Origin of the sequence: Amaricoccus sp. W119 (genome assembly GCF_047275745.1) — a bacterium.
GTDB lineage: Bacteria > Pseudomonadota > Alphaproteobacteria > Rhodobacterales > Rhodobacteraceae > Amaricoccus.
The window spans coordinates 13,037-33,348 of the sequence record NZ_JBKQWU010000022.1; the positions used below are offsets into that span (position 1 = coordinate 13,037).

Here is a 20,312-nt window from a genome sequence, read left to right on the forward strand (position 1 = left end):
CGGTTTGGCCTCCTTGCCACGGCCATCAGGACCGGATCCTGGGATCGAGAGCCGCGTAGGCGAGGTCGATCAGCAGGTTCATGATGAAGATCGCGATCGCGGTGACCATGATCGCGGCGAGGATCACGTTGAAGTCGCGGTTGAGGATCGAGTCGATCATCAGCTTGCCGACACCGGGGAAGCCGAAGATGGTCTCGATCACCACCGCGCCGTTCAGCAGCGCCGCCGCCTGGTCGCCGACGACCGTGATGACGGGCAGCATGGCGTTGCGGAGCGTATGGACGAAGATGATCGAGCGGTCGCGCACGCCCTTGGCCCGCGCGGTCTTGACATAGGCCGAGCCGAAGGCCTGGACCATCGAGCCGCGCACCACCTGCAGGATCAGGCCGAACGGGCGGATGAAGAGGACGGCGATCGGCAGTATCCAGTGCCAGACGGTGCCGGTGCCGGAGGTGGGCAGCCAGCCGAGGCCGATCGCGAAGACGGTGATGCCGACGATGGCGATCCAGAAGTCGGGAGCCGAGGCGCCGATCAGCGAGGTGAAGGTCACGGTCCGGTCGAAGAAACCGCCGGGCCGGAAGGCCGCGAGCGAGCCGATGACGATCGCGGCGACGGTGACGAGCGTCATGGTGATGACGGCGAGCCAGAGCGTCCAGACGAAGGCCTGCAGCACGACCTCGATCGCCGGCCGCGCCTGCCTGAGGCTCTCGCCGAAGTCGAGGTGCAGCACGTCCCAGACATAGCGGCCGAACTGGACCAGCACGGGGTCGTTGAGCCCGTGCAGCTCGCGGAAGTTCTCCCGCATCTCCTGCGTGGCGTCGATCGGCAGGAACAGCGCCGCCGGATCGCCGGTCAGCCGCGACAGGAAGAAGACAATGACGAGGAGCAGGACGAGGGAGACGAGACTTGACAGGATTCGGGAGGCGTATCGGGGCATGGGGCGTCCTCCTGGCGCGTTCCGCGCCCTGACCATCGCCACTGGCGCGACGGGATTGCTTCGTTTTTCGATTGAATGGAGTGTCGCCGGGGCGCGCGCGACAGGCGCGCCCCGGCCGCGCCTTACTTGAAGGCGATATTGGCCAGTTCGAGCTGGGAATTGGTCGCGATCGTGGGCGTGAAGTCGATCCGCTCGCCGACCCGCGCGAAGCTCACCATGTGGAAGAGCAGCACATCGGCGATAGCCTCGTCATGCACATAGGCGATGAGATCCTGCCAGGCCTTGGTCCGCTCGTCGCCGGTGGCGGCGGTCGCGGCGGCGATCATCTCATCCACCTTCGGATCGGCGATGCCCGACTGCCGGCCTTCGCTGGCATATTTGAAGAACATCGAGAAGACCGGGTCGCCGCGGCTGTTGTCATGCTGGACGGCGAGCATCTGCGGCGGCCGGTTCTCCGGGAAGGGCTTGTTGTAGAGCTCTTCCTGCTGGGCGACCTCGATCATCTGCACTTCGACGTTGAGGCCCACTTCCTGGAGCATCTGCGTCATCGCCTCGACGACCTCGACCACGCCCGGGAACAGGTTCGACCGCCCGATCAGATGCAGCGTGGTGTCGGTCGGCACGCCATCGGCGGCGGCTTCCTCGACCAGCGCCGCGGCGCGCTCGGGATCGTAGGCGAAGGGCTTCACATCCGGGTTCCAGCCGAGCGTCGTCGGCGGCACCATGGCGACCGCGACCTCGGTCCCCTCGGGCAGGAGCGTGCCGATGAAGGCCTCGCGGTCGATGGCGAGGTTCAGCGCCTCGCGGATGCGCTTGTCGGAGATCGGGGCGATCGAACTGTCGAGCCGCAGGTAGAGCGTCTCGGAATTGAGGTAGGACACGTCGGTTTCCGGGTCGGTCGCATCGACCGCCGAGATCGACGGCGCGAGATCGGCCTCGCCCTGCGTCACCATCGCGGCGGCGACCGCGGGATCGGTGCGGAAGACATAGGTCGCCTTCTCGACCGCCGGCGCCTCGCCCCAGTAGTCGTCGCGCCGCTCGAGCACGATGCTCTGGCCGGGCTCCCAGGAGGTGAGCGCATAGGGGCCGGTTCCGACCGGCTCGCGGACGAATTCGACCGGGGTCTCGCTCGGCACGATGGTCACGAGCGAGAGCAGCAGCGGCAGGATCGGCTGCGCCGGCTCGGCGGTCACGTCGACCGTGTTGTCGTCCACGACATTGAAGGTGAGCTTGGTCTCGCCGAAATAGCGCGGCGTCTCGCAGGAGAGCTGATCGCTCATCGCCCGCTCGAAGGAGTGCTTCACGTCGGCCGCGTCGAAGGCGGACCCGTCCGAGAAGGTGACGCCCTGGCGCAGGTTGAACCGCCAGGTGCCGTTGCCCTGGTCCTCCCAGGATTCGGCGAGCCGCGGGAGCACGCCCTGGCCGCCGGTCACATCATACTGCGTCAGCGTCTCGTTGACGTTCTGCATGATGATGCGGCCGATGTTCGAGCGCGTGGCCATGCAGGGCTCGACGAGATCGATGTCCTCGCCAAGGACGATCGTCACGCCCTTGTCTTCCTGCGCGAAGGCCGCTCCTAACACCGTGGGGGCGAGTGACATGGGCGCGAGCGGCAGGGCGAGCGCCGATGCCAGCAAGAGAGACGTTCTCTTCATTCAGTCCTCCCGATCGGGGCTCACGAGGCCCCCTTGTCTCGCCGCGGCCCACCGGTCGGGGAAGACCGGCTGTCGCGGTCGGCGTGAATCGTTCTGCCTGACACCCGACAACTTGTCAACATGAAAAGACATGTCACTCGGGGAATCCCGGCACGCGAAGGCGATATCCACCTCAACACCATGTTTATTCTGTGATATATCAATATATGTGTTGTCAGGGGCTTGCGTTTCTGACTTGACAACATTCGGAGCCAGAAGGCAGGATCGCCGGTGAAAACACGGGAAGGAGAGGCCCAGATGTCCGAGTCGGAAGACGCATCGCGGCGCGGCGCGCGCACCGCCCTCGTGACGGGGGCGAGTTCGGGAATCGGCGAGGCAATCTCGCGCCGGCTGCTCGGGTCCGGCTGGCGGGTGATCGGTCTCAGCCGGACCCGCGGCTGGATCGACCACGCCGGTTTCGAGTTCCTCCAGGCCGATCTGATGGACGAGGGCTCGCTCGCCGCCGCGCTCGACGGCCTCGCACCCCCCGACGCGGTGGTTCACGCGGCGGGGCTCTTGCGCGTCGGCACCATCGGCGCGCTCGGCCGCGAGGACGGGCGGGTGATGTGGCGGCTGCATCTCGACGCGGCGGCGCAGATCCTCGACCGGCTCGCGCCCGGAATGCCCGATGGCGGCCGGATCGTCCTGGTCGGCAGCCGGACCGCGGCCGGATCGGCGGGCCGGGGGCTCTATGCCGCCTCGAAATCGGCGGTTGTCGGCCTCGCGCGCTCGCTCGCGCTCGAACTGGCGCCCAGGGGCATCACCGTCAATGTCGTGGCACCGGGCGCGACGGACACCCCGATGCTGCGCGACCCCGCCCGCGGCGCGGTCACGCCGCGCACCCCGCCCATCGGCCGCTTCGTCCGGCCGGAGGAGGTCGCGGGCCTCGTCGCCTTCCTGCTCTCGGACGACGCGGGCAGCATCACCGGACAGCAACTGCTGGTCTGCGGCGGCGCCTCGCTTTGAAATAGCTTGCTCCCCGCGCCATCGGACGGCGCGGGGAGCGAAACGCGGGGCTTGCTCAGCGGAAGCTGATGTCGGCGAGTTCCAGCTCGGAATTCGTCGCGATGGTCGGCTCGAAGGCGACGCGGCTCCCGACGCGGGCGAAGTTGACCATGTGGAAGAGCGGCACATCCGCCACGACATCATCGTGGAGATAGGCGAAAAGCTCGGACCAGAGCTTCGCGCGCTCCTCCCCGGTGGTCGCACTGGCCTGGGAGATCAGCTCATCCACGCGCGGATCGGCGATCCCGGATTGCCGCCCCTCGCTCGCATATTTGAAGAACATGGTGAAGACGGGGTCGCCGCGGCTGTTGTCATGCTGCACGGCGAGCATCTGCGGCGGGCGACCCTCCAGATAGGGCTTGTTCCAGATCGGCTCGATCTGGCCGGCTTCGAGCATCTGCGTCTCGACGTTGAAGCCCACGTCCTGCAGCATCTGCTGAATGGCCTCGATCACCTCGACCACGCTCGGGAACAGATTGGAGCGGCCGAGCAGCTGGAGCGTGGTATCGACCGGCACGCCATCGGCCGCCGCCTCTTCGAGCAGGGCCGCGGCCCGTTCCGGATCATAGGCATAGGGCTTCACATCCGGGTTCCAGCCGAGCGTTGTCGGCGGCACCAGAGCCGTCGCCACGACCGCCCCCTCGGGCAGCAGCGTGCCGATGAAGGCCTCGCGGTCGATCGCGAGATTGATCGCCTCGCGCACCCGCTTGTCGGAGATCGGCGCGATCTCGCTGTCGAGCCTCAGATGCAGCGTCTCGGAGTTGAGATAGGAGATGTCGGTCTCCGGATTGGTCGCATCGACGGCCGAGATCGACGGCGCGAGATCGGCCTCGCCCTGCTCGACCATCGCCGCCGCCACCGCCGGGTCGGTCCGGTAGACATAGCTCGCCGTCTCGACCGCCGGCGCCTCGCCCCAGTAGTCGTCGCGCCGCTCCAGCACGATGCTCTGGCCCGGCTCCCAGGAGGCGAGCGTGTAGGGCCCGGTTCCGATCGGCTCGCGCACGAATTCCACCGGCGTCTCGCTCGGGACGATCGTCACCAGCGACATGAGAAGCGGCAGGATCGGCTGCGCCGGCTCCGCCGTGATGTCGATCGTGTGGTCGTCGACGACGTTGAAACTCAGCGTCGCCTCGCCGAAATAGCGCGGCGTCTCGCAGGTGAGCTGATCGCTCATCGCACGCTCGAACGAATGCTTCACGTCATTCGCATCGAAGGTCGAGCCGTCCGAGAAGGTGACGCCCTGGCGCAGATTGAACCGCCAGGCGCCGTTGCCCCGATCCTCCCAGGATTCGGCGAGGCGCGGGAGCACGCCCTGCCCGCCCGTCACATCGTACTGCGTCAGCGTCTCGCTGATGTTCTGCAGGATGACGCGGCCGATGTTCGAGCGCGTGGCCATGCAGGGCTCGACCAGATCGGTGTTCTCGCCCAGCACGATGGTCACATCGCGCCCGTCCTGTGCGAAAGCCGGCCCGAAAGCCGGCCCGAAAGCCGGCCCGAAAGCCGACATGACAGCCGGCATGACGAGCGCCGCGGACAGCAGCAGGGTCGTTCGTCTCATGTTCCGATTCCTCCCGTAAGCGCGCGCCGCCCGGGGCCCGGCCGACCGCGACGCGCCGAAGCATGCCGCTCGCGGCATCAGTTGTTAACATATGCTTGTCAATCGCTTGTCGTGTCACAGGATCCAGGGTGTGATCTTTCATTTAAATAAGAATATTCAATAGCATACCTGAAATCCGGTCCGGAATCATTGCAACTTGACAAGCTTGTCAAATCAGCCTACCACTGGCCCACACACAACGACAGGGGAGATGCGCGAGATGACACCGGACGAGATCGCGGAGCGGATGACGGGGCGGATCGAAGCTGTGGACCCCGGCCGGTCCGAGACCTTCCTCTCCTCCCCCGTCGTCCACAACCACGCCGCCTTCCTGCAATGGCTGCCGGACGGAACGCTCGCCTGCGCCTGGTTCGGCGGCACGCTGGAGGGACGTTCGGACATCTTCATCCACCTCGCGACGCTCGCGCCCGGCGCCGATCAGTGGAGCGCGGCGGACAAGGTTTCCGACGATACCGAGCATTCCGAGCAGAACCCGGTCATCTTCAGCGATCCGGACACCGGCGCCCCCGGCCTGTTCCACACCGCCCAGCCGGGCGGCCGGCAGGAGGAATGCGTCGTGCGCTTCCGCCCGCTCGAACGCGGGGCGGAGGGCGTCACGTCGGGCGAGGCGCGCACGCTCGCGCTTCCCAAGGGCACGTTCATCCGGGCGCAGGTGACGCTCCGCGACGATGGCGCCTGGATGCTGCCGCTCTTCCTCTGCCGCACCGTGCCTGGCGCGCGCTGGACCGGCAGCCACGACGTCGCCGCCGTGGCAACCAGCACGGACCGGGGCGAGAGCTGGGAGGTCGTCGAGGTGCCGGATTCCACCGGCTGCGTGCACATGACGCTGGTCCCGCTCGGCGACGGGACGATCGCCGCCTTCTTCCGGCGCCGGCAGGCCGATTTCGTCTACCGGACCGAGAGCACCGACGGCGGCCGGAGCTGGTCCGTGCCGGAGGCGACCGATGTGCCGAACAACAATTCCTCGGTGGTCGCCATCGCGCTCCGCGACGGCCGTGTCGCGCTCCTGTGCAATCCGATCAACGCCGCCCAGTCCGACGCCCGCCGCGAGTCGCTCTATGACGAGCTTGGCGAGGGCGATGACGGGCGCGGCGACCCGGAGGGCGGCGTGGCGGCGATCTGGGGCGTGCCGCGCGCACCCCTGACGCTCTGCGTCTCGCAGGATGGCGGCCGGACCTTCCCCGTCCGCCGCGTCGTCGAGGATGGCCCCGGAACCTGCCTCTCGAACAACGCGCTCGACGGGCACAACAAGGAACTGTCCTACCCGGCGATGATCGAAGGGCCGGACGGGCGGCTGCACCTCGCCTTCACCTTCCACCGCCGCGCGATCAAATACGTGGCGCTGGCCCCCGACTGGATCGACGCGGCATAGCGCCGGAGGCGCGGTTCCCGCGCCTCACTCCTTCGCTCCGCCGTTTCCCGGCAGGCCGTGGCGGCGGAGCTTGTTCGCCACCATGGTGTGCGAGGCGCCGAGCCGCGCGGCGAGCTTCCGGCTCGACGGATAGAGCGGGTAGAGCCGGGCCAGCAGGTCGCGCTCGAAATCCGCCACGGCCTCGGCCCAGCTCGCGACCTCCCCGTCTTCGCCGCCTTTCACCGGAGCGGCCCCGGCGAGATCGAAATCGGCGGGAGTGAGAAGGCCGTGATCCGCGAGGGTGACGGCGCGGAAGATCATGTTCTCGAGCTGGCGGGCATTTCCCGGCCAGGGCGCCGCCATCAGCGCGCGTTCGGCCTCCGCCGACAGACGGCAGGCCGGGCGCCGGGTCTGTAACGCCGCGCGCTCGACGAAATGCCGGGCGAGCAGCAGGATGTCGTCGCCGCGCTCCCGCAGCGGCGGCAGCGTCAGCGAGAGCGTGTTCAGCCGATAGAGCAGGTCCTCGCGGAACGTGCCCTTGACGATCATCGCCGGCAGGTCGCGGTGCGTCGCGGAGATGATGCGGACATCGACCCGCGCCTCGCGCTCGCCACCGACGCGGCGGAACCCGCCGTCGTTCAGGAAGCGCAGCAGCTTCGCCTGCAGATACATCGACATCTCGCCGATCTCGTCGAGAAAGACCGTGCCGCGGTCGGCGAGTTCCAGCAGCCCCGGCTTGCCGTCGCGCCGCGCGCCCGAGAAGGCTCCGCCGGCATAGCCGAAGAGCTCGCTCTCCGCGAGGCTCTCCGGCAGCGCGGCGCAGTTCAGCGCGAGAAACGGGTGGCCGGCGCGCGGGCTGGCGAGATGACAGGCGCGGGCCAGCAGCTCCTTGCCCGTGCCGGTCTCGCCCAGCACGAGCAGCGGCGCGTCCACCGCCGCCACGCGGGCGCCGCGCGCCTTCAGCGCCCGCATCGGCGGCGAATCCCCGAGGATCGCCTCGAACCCGCCCGTCTCGGCGCCGCGCAGCGCGTTCAGCCGCTCGCCGAGGCGGCGCGGCGCGTGCAGGAGCACGACCCCGCCGGCGGCGATCCCGTCCGGCGCCGCGCCGAGCGGCCGGGTCTCCAGCATGTAGGGCGTGCCGCGCAGCAAGACCTCGCGCGGGGGCAGGCGAAATCCGGCGGCGATGGCCTCCCCGGCCTCGGCGGGATCGTCGAGCAGGTCGGCGAGGCGCAGCCCCGTGAGCTCGGCTCCTTCCGCCACCGCCGCGGCCGCCGCGTTGGCGACGATCACCGTGCCCGCGCCATCCACCGCCATCACCGGCCCGCCGAGCGCGTCCAGCAGCGTGTCGAGATGCATCCGCCGCCGCTCGCCCGGCAGCAGGTCCACCGTTCGCACCGAGCGGACCCCCTCGATCGCATCGAGCGCGCGGATCAGCTCGACGACCGCGTCCTCGCTCCGGTCGGGCATGTCGGCCCGGACATAGACATGCGGCACATCGACCTCGACGGCGACGACATTGACCCGGCGCAGCGCCAGCGCCGAGAGGATCTCCGAGGCGATGCCCACGCGGTCGGCGAAGGCGATGGCGAGACGCAAGCTCCCCTCCTGTAAGAATTTCGTTACAGCGTATCCATTCGTTTACACCGCATCCAAGCTATTGGGCAAGCGGGGAATTTTCTGCCAGACTGCCGTACGTGTAAACTTTCGCGTACAGGACGCTCAAGGCCGGGATATGCAATACCCTTTGTTTTCAATACCATACCCAGCGCGAAAACATGGCACGAAACTTGCTTAGTAGTCGGTGAAAGCAAGGCGCTGGGAGGCGACACCGGATGGCACGGACAGGAACGGATCACGCGGGTGCGCGACTCGAGATCGACCTCGGGGCGATCCAGGCGAACTACCGCGCGCTCAAGGCGCGGGCGAGGGGCGCGGTCGCGGCGGTGGTGAAGGCCGATGCCTACGGGCTCGACGCCGGTATCGTCGCCCCGGCGCTCGCGGCGGCCGGTGCCCGGCAGTTCTTCGTCGCTCATCTCGACGAGGCGCTGGCGCTGCGCCCGCTGCTGCCCGAAGCGGAAATCTTCGTGCTGAACGGCCTGCCGGCCGGCGCCGAGGCCGATTGCGCGGCGGCCCGCGTGATCCCGGTGCTGAACAGCCTCGGCCAGATCGACGCCTGGACCGCCCTCGCCCGCCGCGACGGCGCGGCGCTTCCGGCGGCGGTTCAGGTCGACAGCGGCATGTCGCGCCTCGGCCTTCCGGCGGCGGAACTGGCGCGGATCGCCGCTGATCCGGCGCGGCTCGACGGCGTGGCGCTCCGCCTCGTCATGAGCCACCTCGGCTGCGCCGATACGCCGGACCACCCGATGAACCGCCGCCAGCTCGCGGCTTTCGAGGCGGCGCGCCGCGTCCTGCCCGAGGCACCCGCGAGCCTCGCCAATTCCTCGGGCATCTTCCTCGGCCCCGATTTCCACTTCGACCTCGCCCGCCCCGGCGCCGCGCTCTACGGCATCGCCCCGGTCGCGGGCGCCGAGAACCCGATGCTGCCGAGCGTCCGGCTGATGGCCCGCGTGATCCAGACCCGCGAGATCGGCGCCGGCGACGCGGTCGGCTACGCCGCCTCCTGGACCGCCGATGGCCCGCGCCGCATCGCCACCGTCGCGGTCGGCTATGCCGATGGCTATCTCCGCTGCCTCGGCAACCGCGCCACCGCCTTCGCGGGCGCGACGCCGCTCCCGCTCGTCGGCGTGGTCTCGATGGATACCGCGACCTTCGACGTGACCGGCGCGCCCGAGGTCCGCGAGGGCGGCTGGATCGAGCTTCTCGGCCCGAACCAGTCCCTCGACGCGCTCGCGACAGAGGCCGGCACCATCGGCTATGAAATCCTCACCTCCCTCGGCGGCCGCTACGCCCGTGTCTACGCGGACGCCCAGCCCGAAAGGCTCATCGCATGAAGATCATCATTCTCGGCGGCGGCGTCATCGGTGTGACCAGCGCCTGGTATCTCGCGGAAGCCGGCCACGACGTGACCGTGCTCGACCGGCAGTCCGGTCCGGCGCTGGAGACGAGCTTCGCCAACGCGGGCGAGATCTCGCCCGGCTATGCCTCGCCCTGGGCGGCGCCCGGCATTCCGACCAAGGCGATCAAGTGGATGTTCATGAAGCACAGCCCGCTTCTGGTCCGTCCCACCCTCGACCCGGGCTTCTGGCGCTTCGCCTTCGGCATGCTGCGCAACTGCAACGCGGCGGCCTATGAGGTGAACAAGAGCCGGATGGTGCCGATCGCGGAATACAGCCGCGACATGCTCCGCGCGCTCCGCGCCGAGACCGGCATCGCCTATGACGAGCGCGAGAAGGGCACGCTGCAGCTTTTCCGCACCGAGAAGCTGATGGGGGGCGCGGCCAAGGACGTGCATGTGCTCTCCGATCTCGGCGTCGCGCATGAGCTTCTCGACGCCGAGGGCTGCGTGAAGGCGGAACCGGCGCTCGCCCGTGTCCGCGAGAAATTCGTCGGCGGCCTGCGGCTCCCCGGCGACGAGACCGGCGACTGCTTCAAGTTCACCAACGCGCTGCGCGATCTGGCGGCGGCCCGGGGCGTGACCTTCCGCTACGGCGTGCGGATCGACGGGCTCATCGCCAACGGCGACCAGCTGGCCGGCGTCGCGACCGATCAGGGCCCGGTCTCGGGCGACGCCTATGTCGTGGCGCTCGGCAGCTACTCGCCGCTCGCGCTGAAGCCGGTCGGGATCGACCTGCCGGTCTATCCGGTGAAGGGCTATTCGCTGACGGTGCCGATCACCGACCCGGCCGGCGCGCCGGAATCGACCGTGATGGACGAGATGCACAAGGTCGCGATCACGCGCCTCGGCGACCGTATCCGCGTCGGCGGCATGGCCGAGCTCAACGGCTATTCCAAGACCCTGCCCGCCGCGCGCCGCGCCACGCTCGAACATGTCGTCTCCGACCTCTATCCGGACGGCGGCATCGCCCGCACCGGCACCTTCTGGGCCGGGCACCGGCCGATGACCCCGGACGGCCCGCCGGTGATCGGCCGGGCGAAATTCTCGAACCTCTGGCTCAACACCGGCCACGGCACGCTCGGCTGGACCATGGCCTGCGGTTCCGGCGCCGTGCTCGCCGACCTCGTTTCCGGCCGCGCTCCCGCGATCGACGCCCGCCCGCTCGGGATCGACCGCTACTCGGCCGCCGCTTCCACCCTCGTTTCCAACATGAAGGAGATCCACTCATGACCCCGATCAACGCCGCCGGCGCCCCCGCCGCCATCGGTCCCTACGTCCACGCCATCCGGACCGGCGACTTCCTCTTCACCTCGGGCCAGGTCCCGCTCACGCTCGACGGCGACATGCCCGAGGGGATCGAGGCGCAGACCGAGCAGGTCTTCGACAACCTCGCCGCCGTGCTCGCCGAAGCCGGCACCAGCTTCGACCGCGTGGTGAAGGCCACGGTCTTCGTCACCGACCTCGGCGATTTCGCCAAGCTCAACGCGATCTACGAGAAGCGTTTCGGCGCCCACAAGCCCGCCCGCTCGACGGTCCAGGTCGCGGCCCTGCCCCGCGGCGCCAGCGTCGAGATCGAACTCGTCGTCAGCCTCGCCTGAACCGGGGCGAACCGTTCGCAAGCCGCGCCTGAGCGGGGCGAATGGTCAACAAGCCTCGCCTGAGCGAGGCCGCCCATCTCTAAGCCGCGCCTGAGCGGGGCCGCCTATCTGCAAGCCTCGCCTGAGCGAGGCGGGGAGCCGCCCAACGATGGCGGCTCCCTCCCCGACCCAATCCAAAATTCGCCAGGAGGAACCCCCATGCCAACGCATGAGGCGGCGTCGTTCGACGCTGAACAGCGCCAGGAAGCGCAGGACTTTCACCGCGGACTGAAGGACAGGCACGTCCAGCTCATCGCGCTCGGCGGCGCGATCGGCGTCGGGCTGTTTCTCGGCTCGGGCCGCGCGATCAGCCAGGCCGGCCCCGGCCTCATCTTCGCCTACGCCGCCGCCGGCGTCGTCATCTTCTTCATCATGCGCGCGCTCGGCGAGCTGATGCTGCACCGGCCCGTCGCCGGCTCCTTCGCGACTTATGCCGAGCAATACGTCTCGCCCTTCGCGGGTTTCGCCACCGGCTGGTCCTACTGGTTCATGTGGGTCGTGACCGGCATGGCCGAGATCACCGCCGTCGGCATCTACACGAACTACTGGTTCCCCGATGTGCCGCAGTGGATTCCGGCGCTGATCACGCTCGGCGTGCTCTACGGCGTCAACCTGATCGCGGTGAAGCTCTTCGGCGAGATCGAGTTCTGGTTCGCCTGCATCAAGATCCTCGCCATCCTCGCGCTGCTGGTCTCAGGGCCCCTGTTCCTGATCTTCGGCACCGGTGAGCATGCCGAGGTGGCGAGCGTCTCGAACCTCTGGGACCATGGCGGCCTCTTCCCGACCGGAGTGCTCGGCGTCGTGCTCGCGCTCCAGATGGTGATGTTCGCCTTCCAGGGCGTCGAACTGCTCGGCGTCACGGCGGGCGAGGTCGAGGACCCGGCGAAGTCGCTGCCCAAGGCCACCAACGCGGTCGTCTGGCGCATCCTCGTCTTCTACATCGGCGCGCTGCTCGTCGTGATGATGCTGGTGCCGTGGAGCGAGTTCTCCGCCGGCGAGAGCCCCTTCGTCATGGTCTTCGACCGCATGGGCCTGCCCGCCGCCGCGCTCGTCATCAACTTCGTCGTCATCACCGCCGCCGCCTCGTCCTGCAACTCCGGGATCTTCTCGACCGGCCGGATGCTCTACACGCTGGCCCAGTTCGGACAGGCGCCGAAGGTCTTCGGCAAGGTGAACCGCAACCACGTGCCGGCGGCCGGCATCACCGCCTCGGTCATCGTCATGCTCCTCGGCGTGGTGCTGAACTACTTCATCCCCGAGCGCGTGTTCATCTACGTGACCTCCGTCGCCCTCATCGGCACGCTCTGGACCTGGGGCATGATCATGCTGGCGCATATCGGCTACCGCCGGGCGGTCGCCCGCGGCGAGGCGGCTCCGGTCTCCTTCCGCATGCCGGGCGCGCCCTACACCAACTGGGGCATCCTCGCCTTCCTCGCGATGGTCGCGATCTTCCTCGGCTTCGACGACGGCACCCGCGTGGCGCTCTATGTCGCGCCGGTCTGGTTCGCCATCCTCGGCGTCGGCTACCAGATCACCCGCCGCCGCGAGGCGCTGGCGCTCGCCGCCTGACGCCTTCAGGCTCCGCACGACCCACAAAGGGCCCTCCGCGTTCGCGCGGGGGGCCTTCGCCGTTCTCGGGGTATCGGGATTATTGCTTCGGAAAATCCGAAGCCGATACCCGGGATATGTTTCTTTATTCCGAAGCCGGTCCCGAGGCACACTGCTCGCGAAATCAGCCGGGGCCGAACGTGCCCGAGCGAGGAGGAGCGAGGCATGTCGGTGGAGCGGGTCGAGGCATTGGTGGTGGGCGCGGGCCAGGCCGGGGTCGCGATGAGCGAACACCTGAGCAATCAGGGCGTTCCCCATCTCGTGCTGGAGCGGAGCCGGATCGCCGAGCGCTGGCGCACCGGCCGCTGGGACTCGCTCGTCGCCAACGGCCCGGCCTGGCACGACCGCTTCCCCGGCCTCGAATTCGCCGGCGACCCCGACGCCTTCAGGCCGAAGGAGGAGGTCGCGGACTATTTCGTCGCCTATGCCGAGAAGATCGCGGCGCCGATCCGCTGCGGCGTCGAGGTTCGCGAGGTCCGCCGGCTCGAAGGTCGCCCGGGCTTCCGCGTCGAGACCTCCGAGGGCGTGGTGGAGGCGAATTACGTCGTCGCGGCGACCGGCCCGTTCCAGCGCCCGGTCTTTCCCCGGATCGTGCCCGAAGGCGCCGGGATCACCCAGATGCATTCCGCCGACTACCGCGGACCCGGCCAGCTGCCCGAGGGCGCGGTGCTCGTGGTCGGCGCCGGCGCCTCGGGCGCGCAGATCGCCGAGGAACTGCTGGAAGCCGGTCGCCGGGTCTTCATCGCGATCGGGCCGCACGACCGCCCGCCCCGGCGCTACCGCGGGCGCGACAATGTCTGGTGGCTCGGCGTGCTCAACAAATGGGACATGGAGGCGCCGCCGACCACGGATCACGTCACCTTCGCGGTGAGCGGCGCGCATGGCGGGCAGACGGTCGATTACCGCCGCCTGGCCGAGCGCGGCATGACCCTGCTCGGGCGTGCCGGGAGCTTCCGGGACGGCGTGATGACCTTCGAGCCGGGGCTCGCGGCCAATCTCGCCACGGGGGATGCGAATTACCTCTCCGTGCTCGACGAGGCCGACGCCTATGTCGCGCGCAATGGCCTCGATCTGCCGGAGGAGCCGGAGGCGCGCATCATGGCGCCGGACCCCGACTGCGTGACGAACCCGATCCTGTCGCTCGATCTCGCGGCGGAGGGGATCACCTCGATCGTCTGGGCGACCGGCTACGCGCTCGATTTCGGCTGGCTCAAGGTCGATGCCTTCGACGAGCAGGGCCGGCCGGACCATCAGCGCGGCGTCTCGGCCGAGCCGGGCATCTATTTCCTCGGCCTGCCGTGGCAGTCGCGGCGCGGCTCCTCCTTCATCTGGGGCGTCTGGCACGATGCGAAATTCGTCGCCGACCATATCGCGAAGCTGCGCGCCTATCTGGACTATGCCCCGGCGCCGGCGGAGGATGCGAGGATCGCCCGCGCGGGCTGATCCTCCCCGCCCCGCTTCTCGCCGCCCCAAGCCCCGATCCCGACCCCCGAGAAAGCCCCCCGAGAAAGACCGATGGCCCATACCCGCATCCGCAAGTTCAACACCCGCGACACCTATCCGGAACAGAACCTCGACAACGATCTCTGCCAGGCGGTGGTCGCGCGCGGCCGCACGGTCTTCCTGCGCGGCCAGTGCCCGCAGGACCTCGACACGGCGAAGAACATCGAGAGCCATGATCCGGTCGAGCAGACCCACAAGGTGATGCGCAACATCCGCCAGCTGATCGAGGAGGCCGGCGGCGAGATGGAGCATCTCTGCAAGGTCGTCGTCTATCTGACCGACGTGCGCCACCGCGAGGCGGTCTACCGGACGATGGGCGAATACATCCGGGGCGTGCATCCGGTCTCGACCGGCATCGTCGTCACCGCCCTCGCACGGCCGGATTGGCTGGTCGAGATCGACGCGACGGCGGTCATTCCCGACTGAGCCGGCTCCGGTTCCGATCATCCTCGGCCCGGACCGGTCCGGGCCCGACCGGTCCGAGCCAGATCAGTCCGGGCCCGATCAACGCGTTCCACGTCTCGCGAGGACAGACCATGACCTTCTCCCTTGTCGCCCGCTGCCGCGAGACCGGAATGTTCGGCGTCGCGGTCGCCTCGTCCTCGCCCGCCGTCGCCGCCCGCTGCGCCTATGCCCGCGCGGGCATCGGCGCGGTCGCGAGCCAGAACGTCACCGATCCCACGCTCGGGGCCCGCGGCCTCGACCTGATGGCCGCCGGCGCCTCGGCGGCGGAGGCGGTGGAGATCCTGCGCCGGACCGGCGCCCACGCCGACTACCGGCAGGTGCTCGCCGTCGACGCGGCGGGCGGTTCCGCGGTCCATTCCGGCCCCAACGCGCTCGGCACCTGGGCCGAGGCGCGCGCGGAGAACGTCGCCTGCGGCGGCAACCTCCTCGCCGACGCGCGCGTGCCCGAGATCATGGCCGAGGCCTTCACCGCCGCCTCGGGGCATCTCGGCGACCGGCTTCTCGCCGCGATGCGCGCCGCGCTCGACGCCGGGGGCGAGGCGGGTCCGATCCATTCGGCGGGGATGAAACTCGTCCGCGAGGTCGCCTGGCCCGTGGCCGATCTCCGCGTCGACTGGACCGAAGGCGATCCGATCGCGGAGCTCGCCTCGCTCTGGTCGCTCTACGCGCCGCAGCTCGACGCCTATGTCACCCGCGCGCTCGATCCCCGCGCCGCGCCGAGCTACGGCGTACCTGGCGACGAGTGAACCGCGGGCGGGCGCATCCTCGGGGGACGGCCAACAATGTTCTGACGCTCGTGAACACAAACTTGACATATGTGTCGATTCTTGGGATTGTCGCCCGGTAGCCAGGGAGGCAGGCCATGTCGAGCGACCCACTTCTCCAGCCGTATCGGCTGAAAAACCTCAATCTGAAGAACCGGCTGATCATCACCAGCCACGAGCCCGCCTATCCCGAGGACGGGATGCCGAAGGAGCGTTACCGCGCCTATCACGTCGAACGCGCCCGCGCGGGCGTCGCGATGACGATGACCGCCGGTTCCGCCTCCGTCGCCCGCGACAGCCCGCCGGTCTTCAACAACATCCTCGCCTGGAAGGACGAGGTGGTCGGCTGGATGAAGCAGCTGACCGACGAGGTGCACGAGCACGACTGCGCCGTCATGATCCAGCTGACGCATCTCGGCCGCCGCACGCGCTGGGACAAGGCCGACTGGCTCCCGGTCGTGTCCTCCAGCCAGGAGCGCGAAGCCTCGCACAAGGCCTTCCCGAAGCTCGCCGAGGACTGGGACATCGCGCGCATCATCGAGGATTACGCCGACGCCGCCGAGCGGATGAAGGAAGCCGGGCTCGACGGGATCGAACTGCAGGCCTACGGCCATCTGATGGACCAGTTCTGGTCGCCGCTCACCAACGATCTCGACGGCCCCTATGGCGGAAGCCTCGAAAACCGCCTGCGCTTCACCTTCGACACGCTGAAGGCGATCCGGGCGCGCGTCGGCGACGAGTTCATCGTCGGCATCCGCTATACCGGCGACGAGGAACTCACGGGCGGGCTCACCAAGGAGGACGGGCTCGAGATCTCGCGCCGCCTGCGTGACAGCGGCATGGTCGATTTCCTCAACGTCATCCGCGGCCATATCGACACCGACGCCGGCCTCACCGACGTGATCCCGGTGCAGGGCATGCGCTCGGCGCCGCATCTCGATTTCGCGGGCGAGGTGCGCGCCGCGACGAATTTCCCGACCTTCCACGCCGCGAAGATCCAGGACGTGGCGACCGCGCGCCATGCGATCGCGAGCGGCAAGCTCGACATGGTCGGCATGACCCGCGCCCATATGGCCGATCCGCATATCGTCGCCAAGATCATGCGCGGCGAGGAAGACCGCATCCGCCCCTGCGTCGGCGCGAACTACTGCCTCGACCGGATCTATCAGGGCGGCATGGCGCTCTGCCTGCACAATCCCGCCACCGGCCGCGAGCTGGAGCAGCCGCAGATCGTTCCGAAGGCCGGCGAACGGCGCCGCGTCGTCATCGTCGGCGCCGGGCCCGCCGGGGTCGAGGCGGCGCGGGTCGCGGCGGAGCGCGGGCACGAGGTCATCGTGCACGAGGCGGCGCCCCATGCCGGCGGCCAGATCCGTCTCGCGGCGCAGAGCCCGCGGCGCGCCGAGATGATCCAGATCATCCAGTGGCGGCTCTCGGAATGCGAGCGGCTGGGCGTCACCTTCCGCTACAACAGCTTCGCCGACGCCGAGACCGTCGAGGCGGACAACCCCGACGTGGTGATCGTCGCGACTGGCGGCCTGCCGCATACCGATGTGCTCGACGCGGGCAACGAGCTCGTGATCTCGGCCTGGGACATTCTCGCGGGCGACGCGCAGCCGGGCCAGAACGTGCTGATCTACGACGACGCGGGCGATTATGCCGGGCTGCAGGCGGCGGAGAAGATCGCCGAGACCGGGGCGAAGGTCGAGATCGTGACCCGTGACCGCAGCTTCGCCTCCGAGGTGATGGCGATGTCGCTCACCCCCTTCATCCGCGCGCTGCAGAAACGCGACGTGACCTTCACCGTGACCTGGAAGCTCGACGCGGCGCGACGCGACGGCAATGCGCTGACCGCCGTGCTCGGGACGGATTACGGCGGCGTGACGCGCGAGCGGAACGTGACGCAGATCGTCGTCAACCACGGCACCCGCCCGCTCGACGATCTCTATTTCGACCTGCGCGCCGGGTCGAGCAATCTCGGCGAGGTGGATTACGAGGCGCTCGTCGCGGGCCAGCCGCAGAGCGTGCGCCACAACGAGGACGGCCGGTATCAGCTCTTCCGCATCGGCGACGCGGTGGCGGCGCGCAACACCCACGCGGCGATCTACGACGCGCTGCGGCTGGTCAAGGACATCTGAGATGCGCTCGGTCAAGACCATCCACGTGATCTCGGCCCATGCCGAGGGCGAGGTCGGCGATGTCATCGTCGGCGGCGTGCTGCCGCCGCCCGGCGAGACGGTCTGGGAACAGAGCCGCTGGATCGCACAGGATCAGACGCTGCGGAATTTCGTGCTGAACGAGCCGCGCGGCGGCGTGTTCCGCCACGTGAACCTGCTGGTGCCGCCGAAACACCCGGAGGCGCAGGCGGCCTGGATCATCATGGAGCCCGAGGACACCCCGCCGATGTCGGGCTCGAACTCGATCTGCGTCTCGACCGTGCTGCTGGACGCCGGGCTCGTGGAGATGCGGGAGCCGGAAACGCATCTGGTGCTGGAAGCGCCCGGCGGCCTCGTCCGGGTCCGCGCGGAGTGCCGGGACGGCAAGGCCGAGCGGATCTTCGTCGAGAACGTGCCCTCCTTCGCCTCGCGCCTCGATCAGCCGCTGGAGGTCGAGGGCCTCGGCACGCTGAGCGTCGATACCGCCTATGGCGGCGACAGTTTCGTGATCGTGGACGCCGAGGCGCTCGGCTTCGCACTCGAAGCCGACGAGGCGCATGACCTCGCGAAGCTCGGCGTCAGGATCACCAACGCCGCCAATGCCCGGCTCGGCTTCGAGCATCCGGAGAACGCGGACTGGCGGCATATCTCCTTCTGCCTCTTCGCCGGGCCGCTGACGGAGGGGCCGGAGGGGCTCGGGACCGCCGCCGCCGTGGCGATCCAGCCGGGCAAGGTAGACCGCTCGCCGACCGGCACCGCGCTCTCGGCGCGGATGGCGGTGCTCCATGAACGCGGGCGGATGAAGGTGGGCGACCGGCTGACGGCGCGTTCGGTCATCGGCTCGACCTTCTCGGGGCGCATCCTCGGCGAGACCACCGTCGGCGGACGCCCGGCGATCCGGCCGGAAATCTCCGGACGCGGCTGGATCACCGGCATCCACCAACACATGCTCGACCCGTCCGATCCCTGGCCCGGCGGCTACAAGCTCACCGACACCTGGGGCGCGCGCTAGGGCTGCGAGCTCATCGACCCGCGCGCCGGCACATCCCTGGTCGATTTGACCACGAAACCTCGGTACAACGGTCGAATGGAACAGGATCGGCGCGGAGCCCGGAATGGATGAGGACCTTGATTCCATCGACTGGAAGATCCTCGCGGAGCTGACGGAGAATGCGCGCCTGCCCGTGGCCGAGCTGGCGCGCAAGGTCGGCCTGTCGAAGACGCCGGTGGCGCTGCGCATCAGGCGTCTCGAGGAGATCGGGCTCATCACCGGCTACCGCGCGATCCTGTCGCCGCTGAAGCTCGGGCTGACCAATGTGACCTATCTCCAGGTCAGCATGAGCGACACGCGCGAAAAGGCGCTGCAGCAGTTCAACGCCGCCGTGCGCGCGATCCCGGAGGTCGAGGAATGCTACATGATCGCGGGCGGCTACGACTATCTGCTCAAGGTCCGCTCGCGCGACATGGCGCATTTCCGGCGTATCCTGGCCGAGAAGATCTCGGTCCTGCCGCATGTCAGCAACACGTCGACCCATGTCTCGATGGAGGCGGTCGTCGAGCAGAATTTCAGTCTCGGCTGACCCCGGGGGAGGTCACCCGGCCATCGTCTCGGCGATGTAGGTCGCGATCATCAGGTCCATATGGGCGCCGCCGCCGTTCTTGTAGACGGTGATCTCATCGTCGGAGACGCGCCGGCGCGCATCCTCGCGCACCAGATCATAGAGGTCGCCCAGCACATCCCCGGCGGTGATCGCGCCCGACTCAATGGGCATGATCAACTCGCCGATATGGCCGAGCGTGGTGGCGCGGCTGTCGACGAAGAGGGCTGACCCGGCGATCAGGCGGTCGTCGGCCTCGCGCATGTCGGCCTTGAACGCCCCGATCAGATCGACATGCGTGCCGGGCCGTACCCAGTCGCCGAGGATCACCGGCTCCCGCGCCATGGTCGCCGAGGAGACGATATCGGCCGCGCCGATCGCCTCGCGCAGATCCTCCGCGACGGCGATCTCGGCGTCGATGCCCCCGAGACTCGCGCTGAGCGTCGCGACCAGCGCCCGCGCCTGCTCGGGGCGCCGGGCCCAGATCGAAACCCGGTCGAGCGTCGGCAGCACCTCGGTATAGGCCTTGACCAGACTCGTCGCGACCGTGCCCGCGCCGACGATCAGCAGATGGCGGCTTCCGGGCCGCGCAAGCAAGCTCGCGCCCAGCACCGAATCCGCCGCCGTCTTGAGTTCCGTGACCAGCGGGCTGTCGACGATCGCGCTGAGCGCTCCGTTCTCCGGGTCGAAGACGAGCATCGCGCCCTGCACCGTCGGCAGTCCGCGGGCGGCGTTGGCACCGAAGACGGTGAAGGATTTCGCGCCGTAGCCGAGCCCCTCGATATAGGCCGAGCGGCTCATCATCGTCCCCGACGCCGGGCCGAGGAACACGTCCCGGATCTCGGCGGCAGGGAAGCCGTGGCCCCGGCGCAGCGCCTCGACGGCGCCATGCCAGCTCAGCCGCGGCATGCAGTCGGCGTAGGACAGGAACGCGGCTGACTGATCGGTCTTCTTCATTTCGGA

Annotated in this window: 17 protein-coding genes; 12 read left to right on the forward strand and 5 right to left on the reverse strand. The window is 68.9% G+C overall.

The window, feature by feature from the left end; translation table 11 throughout:
* Window positions 1–25 precede the first annotated feature (25 nt).
* Together ACLJK8_RS12705 and ACLJK8_RS12710 are read right to left on the reverse strand one after the other, a co-directional pair.
* A complete protein-coding gene (locus tag ACLJK8_RS12705; RefSeq protein ID WP_413150648.1) occupies window positions 26–937 on the reverse strand; it encodes an ABC transporter permease in 912 nt (303 codons plus the stop codon).
* A gap of 122 nt (window positions 938–1,059) precedes the next feature.
* Window positions 1,060–2,592: an ABC transporter substrate-binding protein gene (locus ACLJK8_RS12710; protein WP_413150649.1), complete on the reverse strand. Its 1,533-nt coding sequence runs from the start codon at window positions 2,590–2,592 to the stop codon at window positions 1,060–1,062.
* Window positions 2,593–2,889: 297 nt separating this feature from the next.
* Between ACLJK8_RS12710 and ACLJK8_RS12715 the strand changes: the two genes are divergently transcribed.
* Window positions 2,890–3,597, forward strand: coding sequence for an SDR family NAD(P)-dependent oxidoreductase (locus ACLJK8_RS12715; RefSeq protein WP_413150650.1), 708 nt, complete (start codon window positions 2,890–2,892; stop codon window positions 3,595–3,597).
* A gap of 55 nt (window positions 3,598–3,652) precedes the next feature.
* Here ACLJK8_RS12715 and ACLJK8_RS12720 read toward each other — a convergent pair whose 3' ends face one another.
* Window positions 3,653–5,194 (reverse strand): ABC transporter substrate-binding protein, encoded by a 1,542-nt coding sequence (locus ACLJK8_RS12720; RefSeq protein ID WP_413150651.1) that lies wholly within the window; start codon window positions 5,192–5,194, stop codon window positions 3,653–3,655.
* 259 nt (window positions 5,195–5,453) lie between these two features.
* On the opposite strand from ACLJK8_RS12720, the gene ACLJK8_RS12725 reads away from it, so the two are divergent.
* Window positions 5,454–6,626, forward strand: coding sequence for a sialidase family protein (locus ACLJK8_RS12725; protein ID WP_413150652.1), 1,173 nt, complete (start codon window positions 5,454–5,456; stop codon window positions 6,624–6,626).
* A gap of 24 nt (window positions 6,627–6,650) precedes the next feature.
* On the opposite strand, the gene ACLJK8_RS12730 is transcribed toward ACLJK8_RS12725, so the two are convergent.
* Window positions 6,651–8,201: a sigma 54-interacting transcriptional regulator gene (locus ACLJK8_RS12730; protein WP_413150653.1), complete on the reverse strand. Its 1,551-nt coding sequence runs from the start codon at window positions 8,199–8,201 to the stop codon at window positions 6,651–6,653.
* 236 nt (window positions 8,202–8,437) lie between these two features.
* Here ACLJK8_RS12730 and alr point away from each other — a divergent pair, with 236 nt between their 5' ends.
* The 10 genes from alr to ACLJK8_RS12780 all read left to right on the forward strand — a co-directional run bounded on the left by alr (window position 8,438) and on the right by ACLJK8_RS12780 (window position 19,331).
* Entirely contained in the window at window positions 8,438–9,556 is a 1,119-nt protein-coding gene (alr, locus tag ACLJK8_RS12735) for an alanine racemase (RefSeq protein ID WP_413150654.1), read from the forward strand.
* Entirely contained in the window at window positions 9,553–10,851 is a 1,299-nt protein-coding gene (locus tag ACLJK8_RS12740; RefSeq protein ID WP_413150655.1) for a D-amino acid dehydrogenase, read from the forward strand. The genes alr and ACLJK8_RS12740 overlap by 4 nt, the downstream gene beginning before the upstream one ends.
* Window positions 10,848–11,219 (forward strand): Rid family detoxifying hydrolase, encoded by a 372-nt coding sequence (locus tag ACLJK8_RS12745; RefSeq protein ID WP_413150656.1) that lies wholly within the window; start codon window positions 10,848–10,850, stop codon window positions 11,217–11,219. The genes ACLJK8_RS12740 and ACLJK8_RS12745 overlap by 4 nt, the downstream gene beginning before the upstream one ends.
* A gap of 198 nt (window positions 11,220–11,417) precedes the next feature.
* Window positions 11,418–12,827 (forward strand): amino acid permease, encoded by a 1,410-nt coding sequence (locus tag ACLJK8_RS12750; protein WP_413150657.1) that lies wholly within the window; start codon window positions 11,418–11,420, stop codon window positions 12,825–12,827.
* A gap of 204 nt (window positions 12,828–13,031) precedes the next feature.
* On the forward strand, window positions 13,032–14,309 hold the full coding sequence (locus ACLJK8_RS12755; protein ID WP_413150658.1) for a flavin-containing monooxygenase: 1,278 nt from the start codon (window positions 13,032–13,034) through the stop codon (window positions 14,307–14,309).
* Window positions 14,310–14,381: 72 nt separating this feature from the next.
* Window positions 14,382–14,795: a RidA family protein gene (locus ACLJK8_RS12760; protein WP_413150659.1), complete on the forward strand. Its 414-nt coding sequence runs from the start codon at window positions 14,382–14,384 to the stop codon at window positions 14,793–14,795.
* A 110-nt stretch (window positions 14,796–14,905) separates the two neighbouring features.
* Window positions 14,906–15,580, forward strand: a complete 675-nt coding sequence (locus ACLJK8_RS12765; protein WP_413150660.1) for a DUF1028 domain-containing protein — start codon at window positions 14,906–14,908, stop codon at window positions 15,578–15,580.
* Window positions 15,581–15,696: 116 nt separating this feature from the next.
* Window positions 15,697–17,733 (forward strand): FAD-dependent oxidoreductase, encoded by a 2,037-nt coding sequence (locus ACLJK8_RS12770; RefSeq protein ID WP_413150661.1) that lies wholly within the window; start codon window positions 15,697–15,699, stop codon window positions 17,731–17,733.
* A 1-nt stretch (window position 17,734) separates the two neighbouring features.
* Complete coding sequence (locus ACLJK8_RS12775; RefSeq protein WP_413150662.1) at window positions 17,735–18,763, forward strand: trans-3-hydroxy-L-proline dehydratase; 1,029 nt, start codon at window positions 17,735–17,737, stop codon at window positions 18,761–18,763.
* Between the two features lie 103 nt (window positions 18,764–18,866).
* Window positions 18,867–19,331, forward strand: a complete 465-nt coding sequence (locus tag ACLJK8_RS12780) for an Lrp/AsnC family transcriptional regulator (RefSeq protein ID WP_413150663.1) — start codon at window positions 18,867–18,869, stop codon at window positions 19,329–19,331.
* A gap of 12 nt (window positions 19,332–19,343) precedes the next feature.
* Here the strand turns inward: ACLJK8_RS12780 and ACLJK8_RS12785 are convergent, their stop codons facing one another.
* Window positions 19,344–20,306, reverse strand: a complete 963-nt coding sequence (locus ACLJK8_RS12785; RefSeq protein WP_413150664.1) for an ornithine cyclodeaminase family protein — start codon at window positions 20,304–20,306, stop codon at window positions 19,344–19,346.
* Window positions 20,307–20,312: the final 6 nt, after the last annotated feature.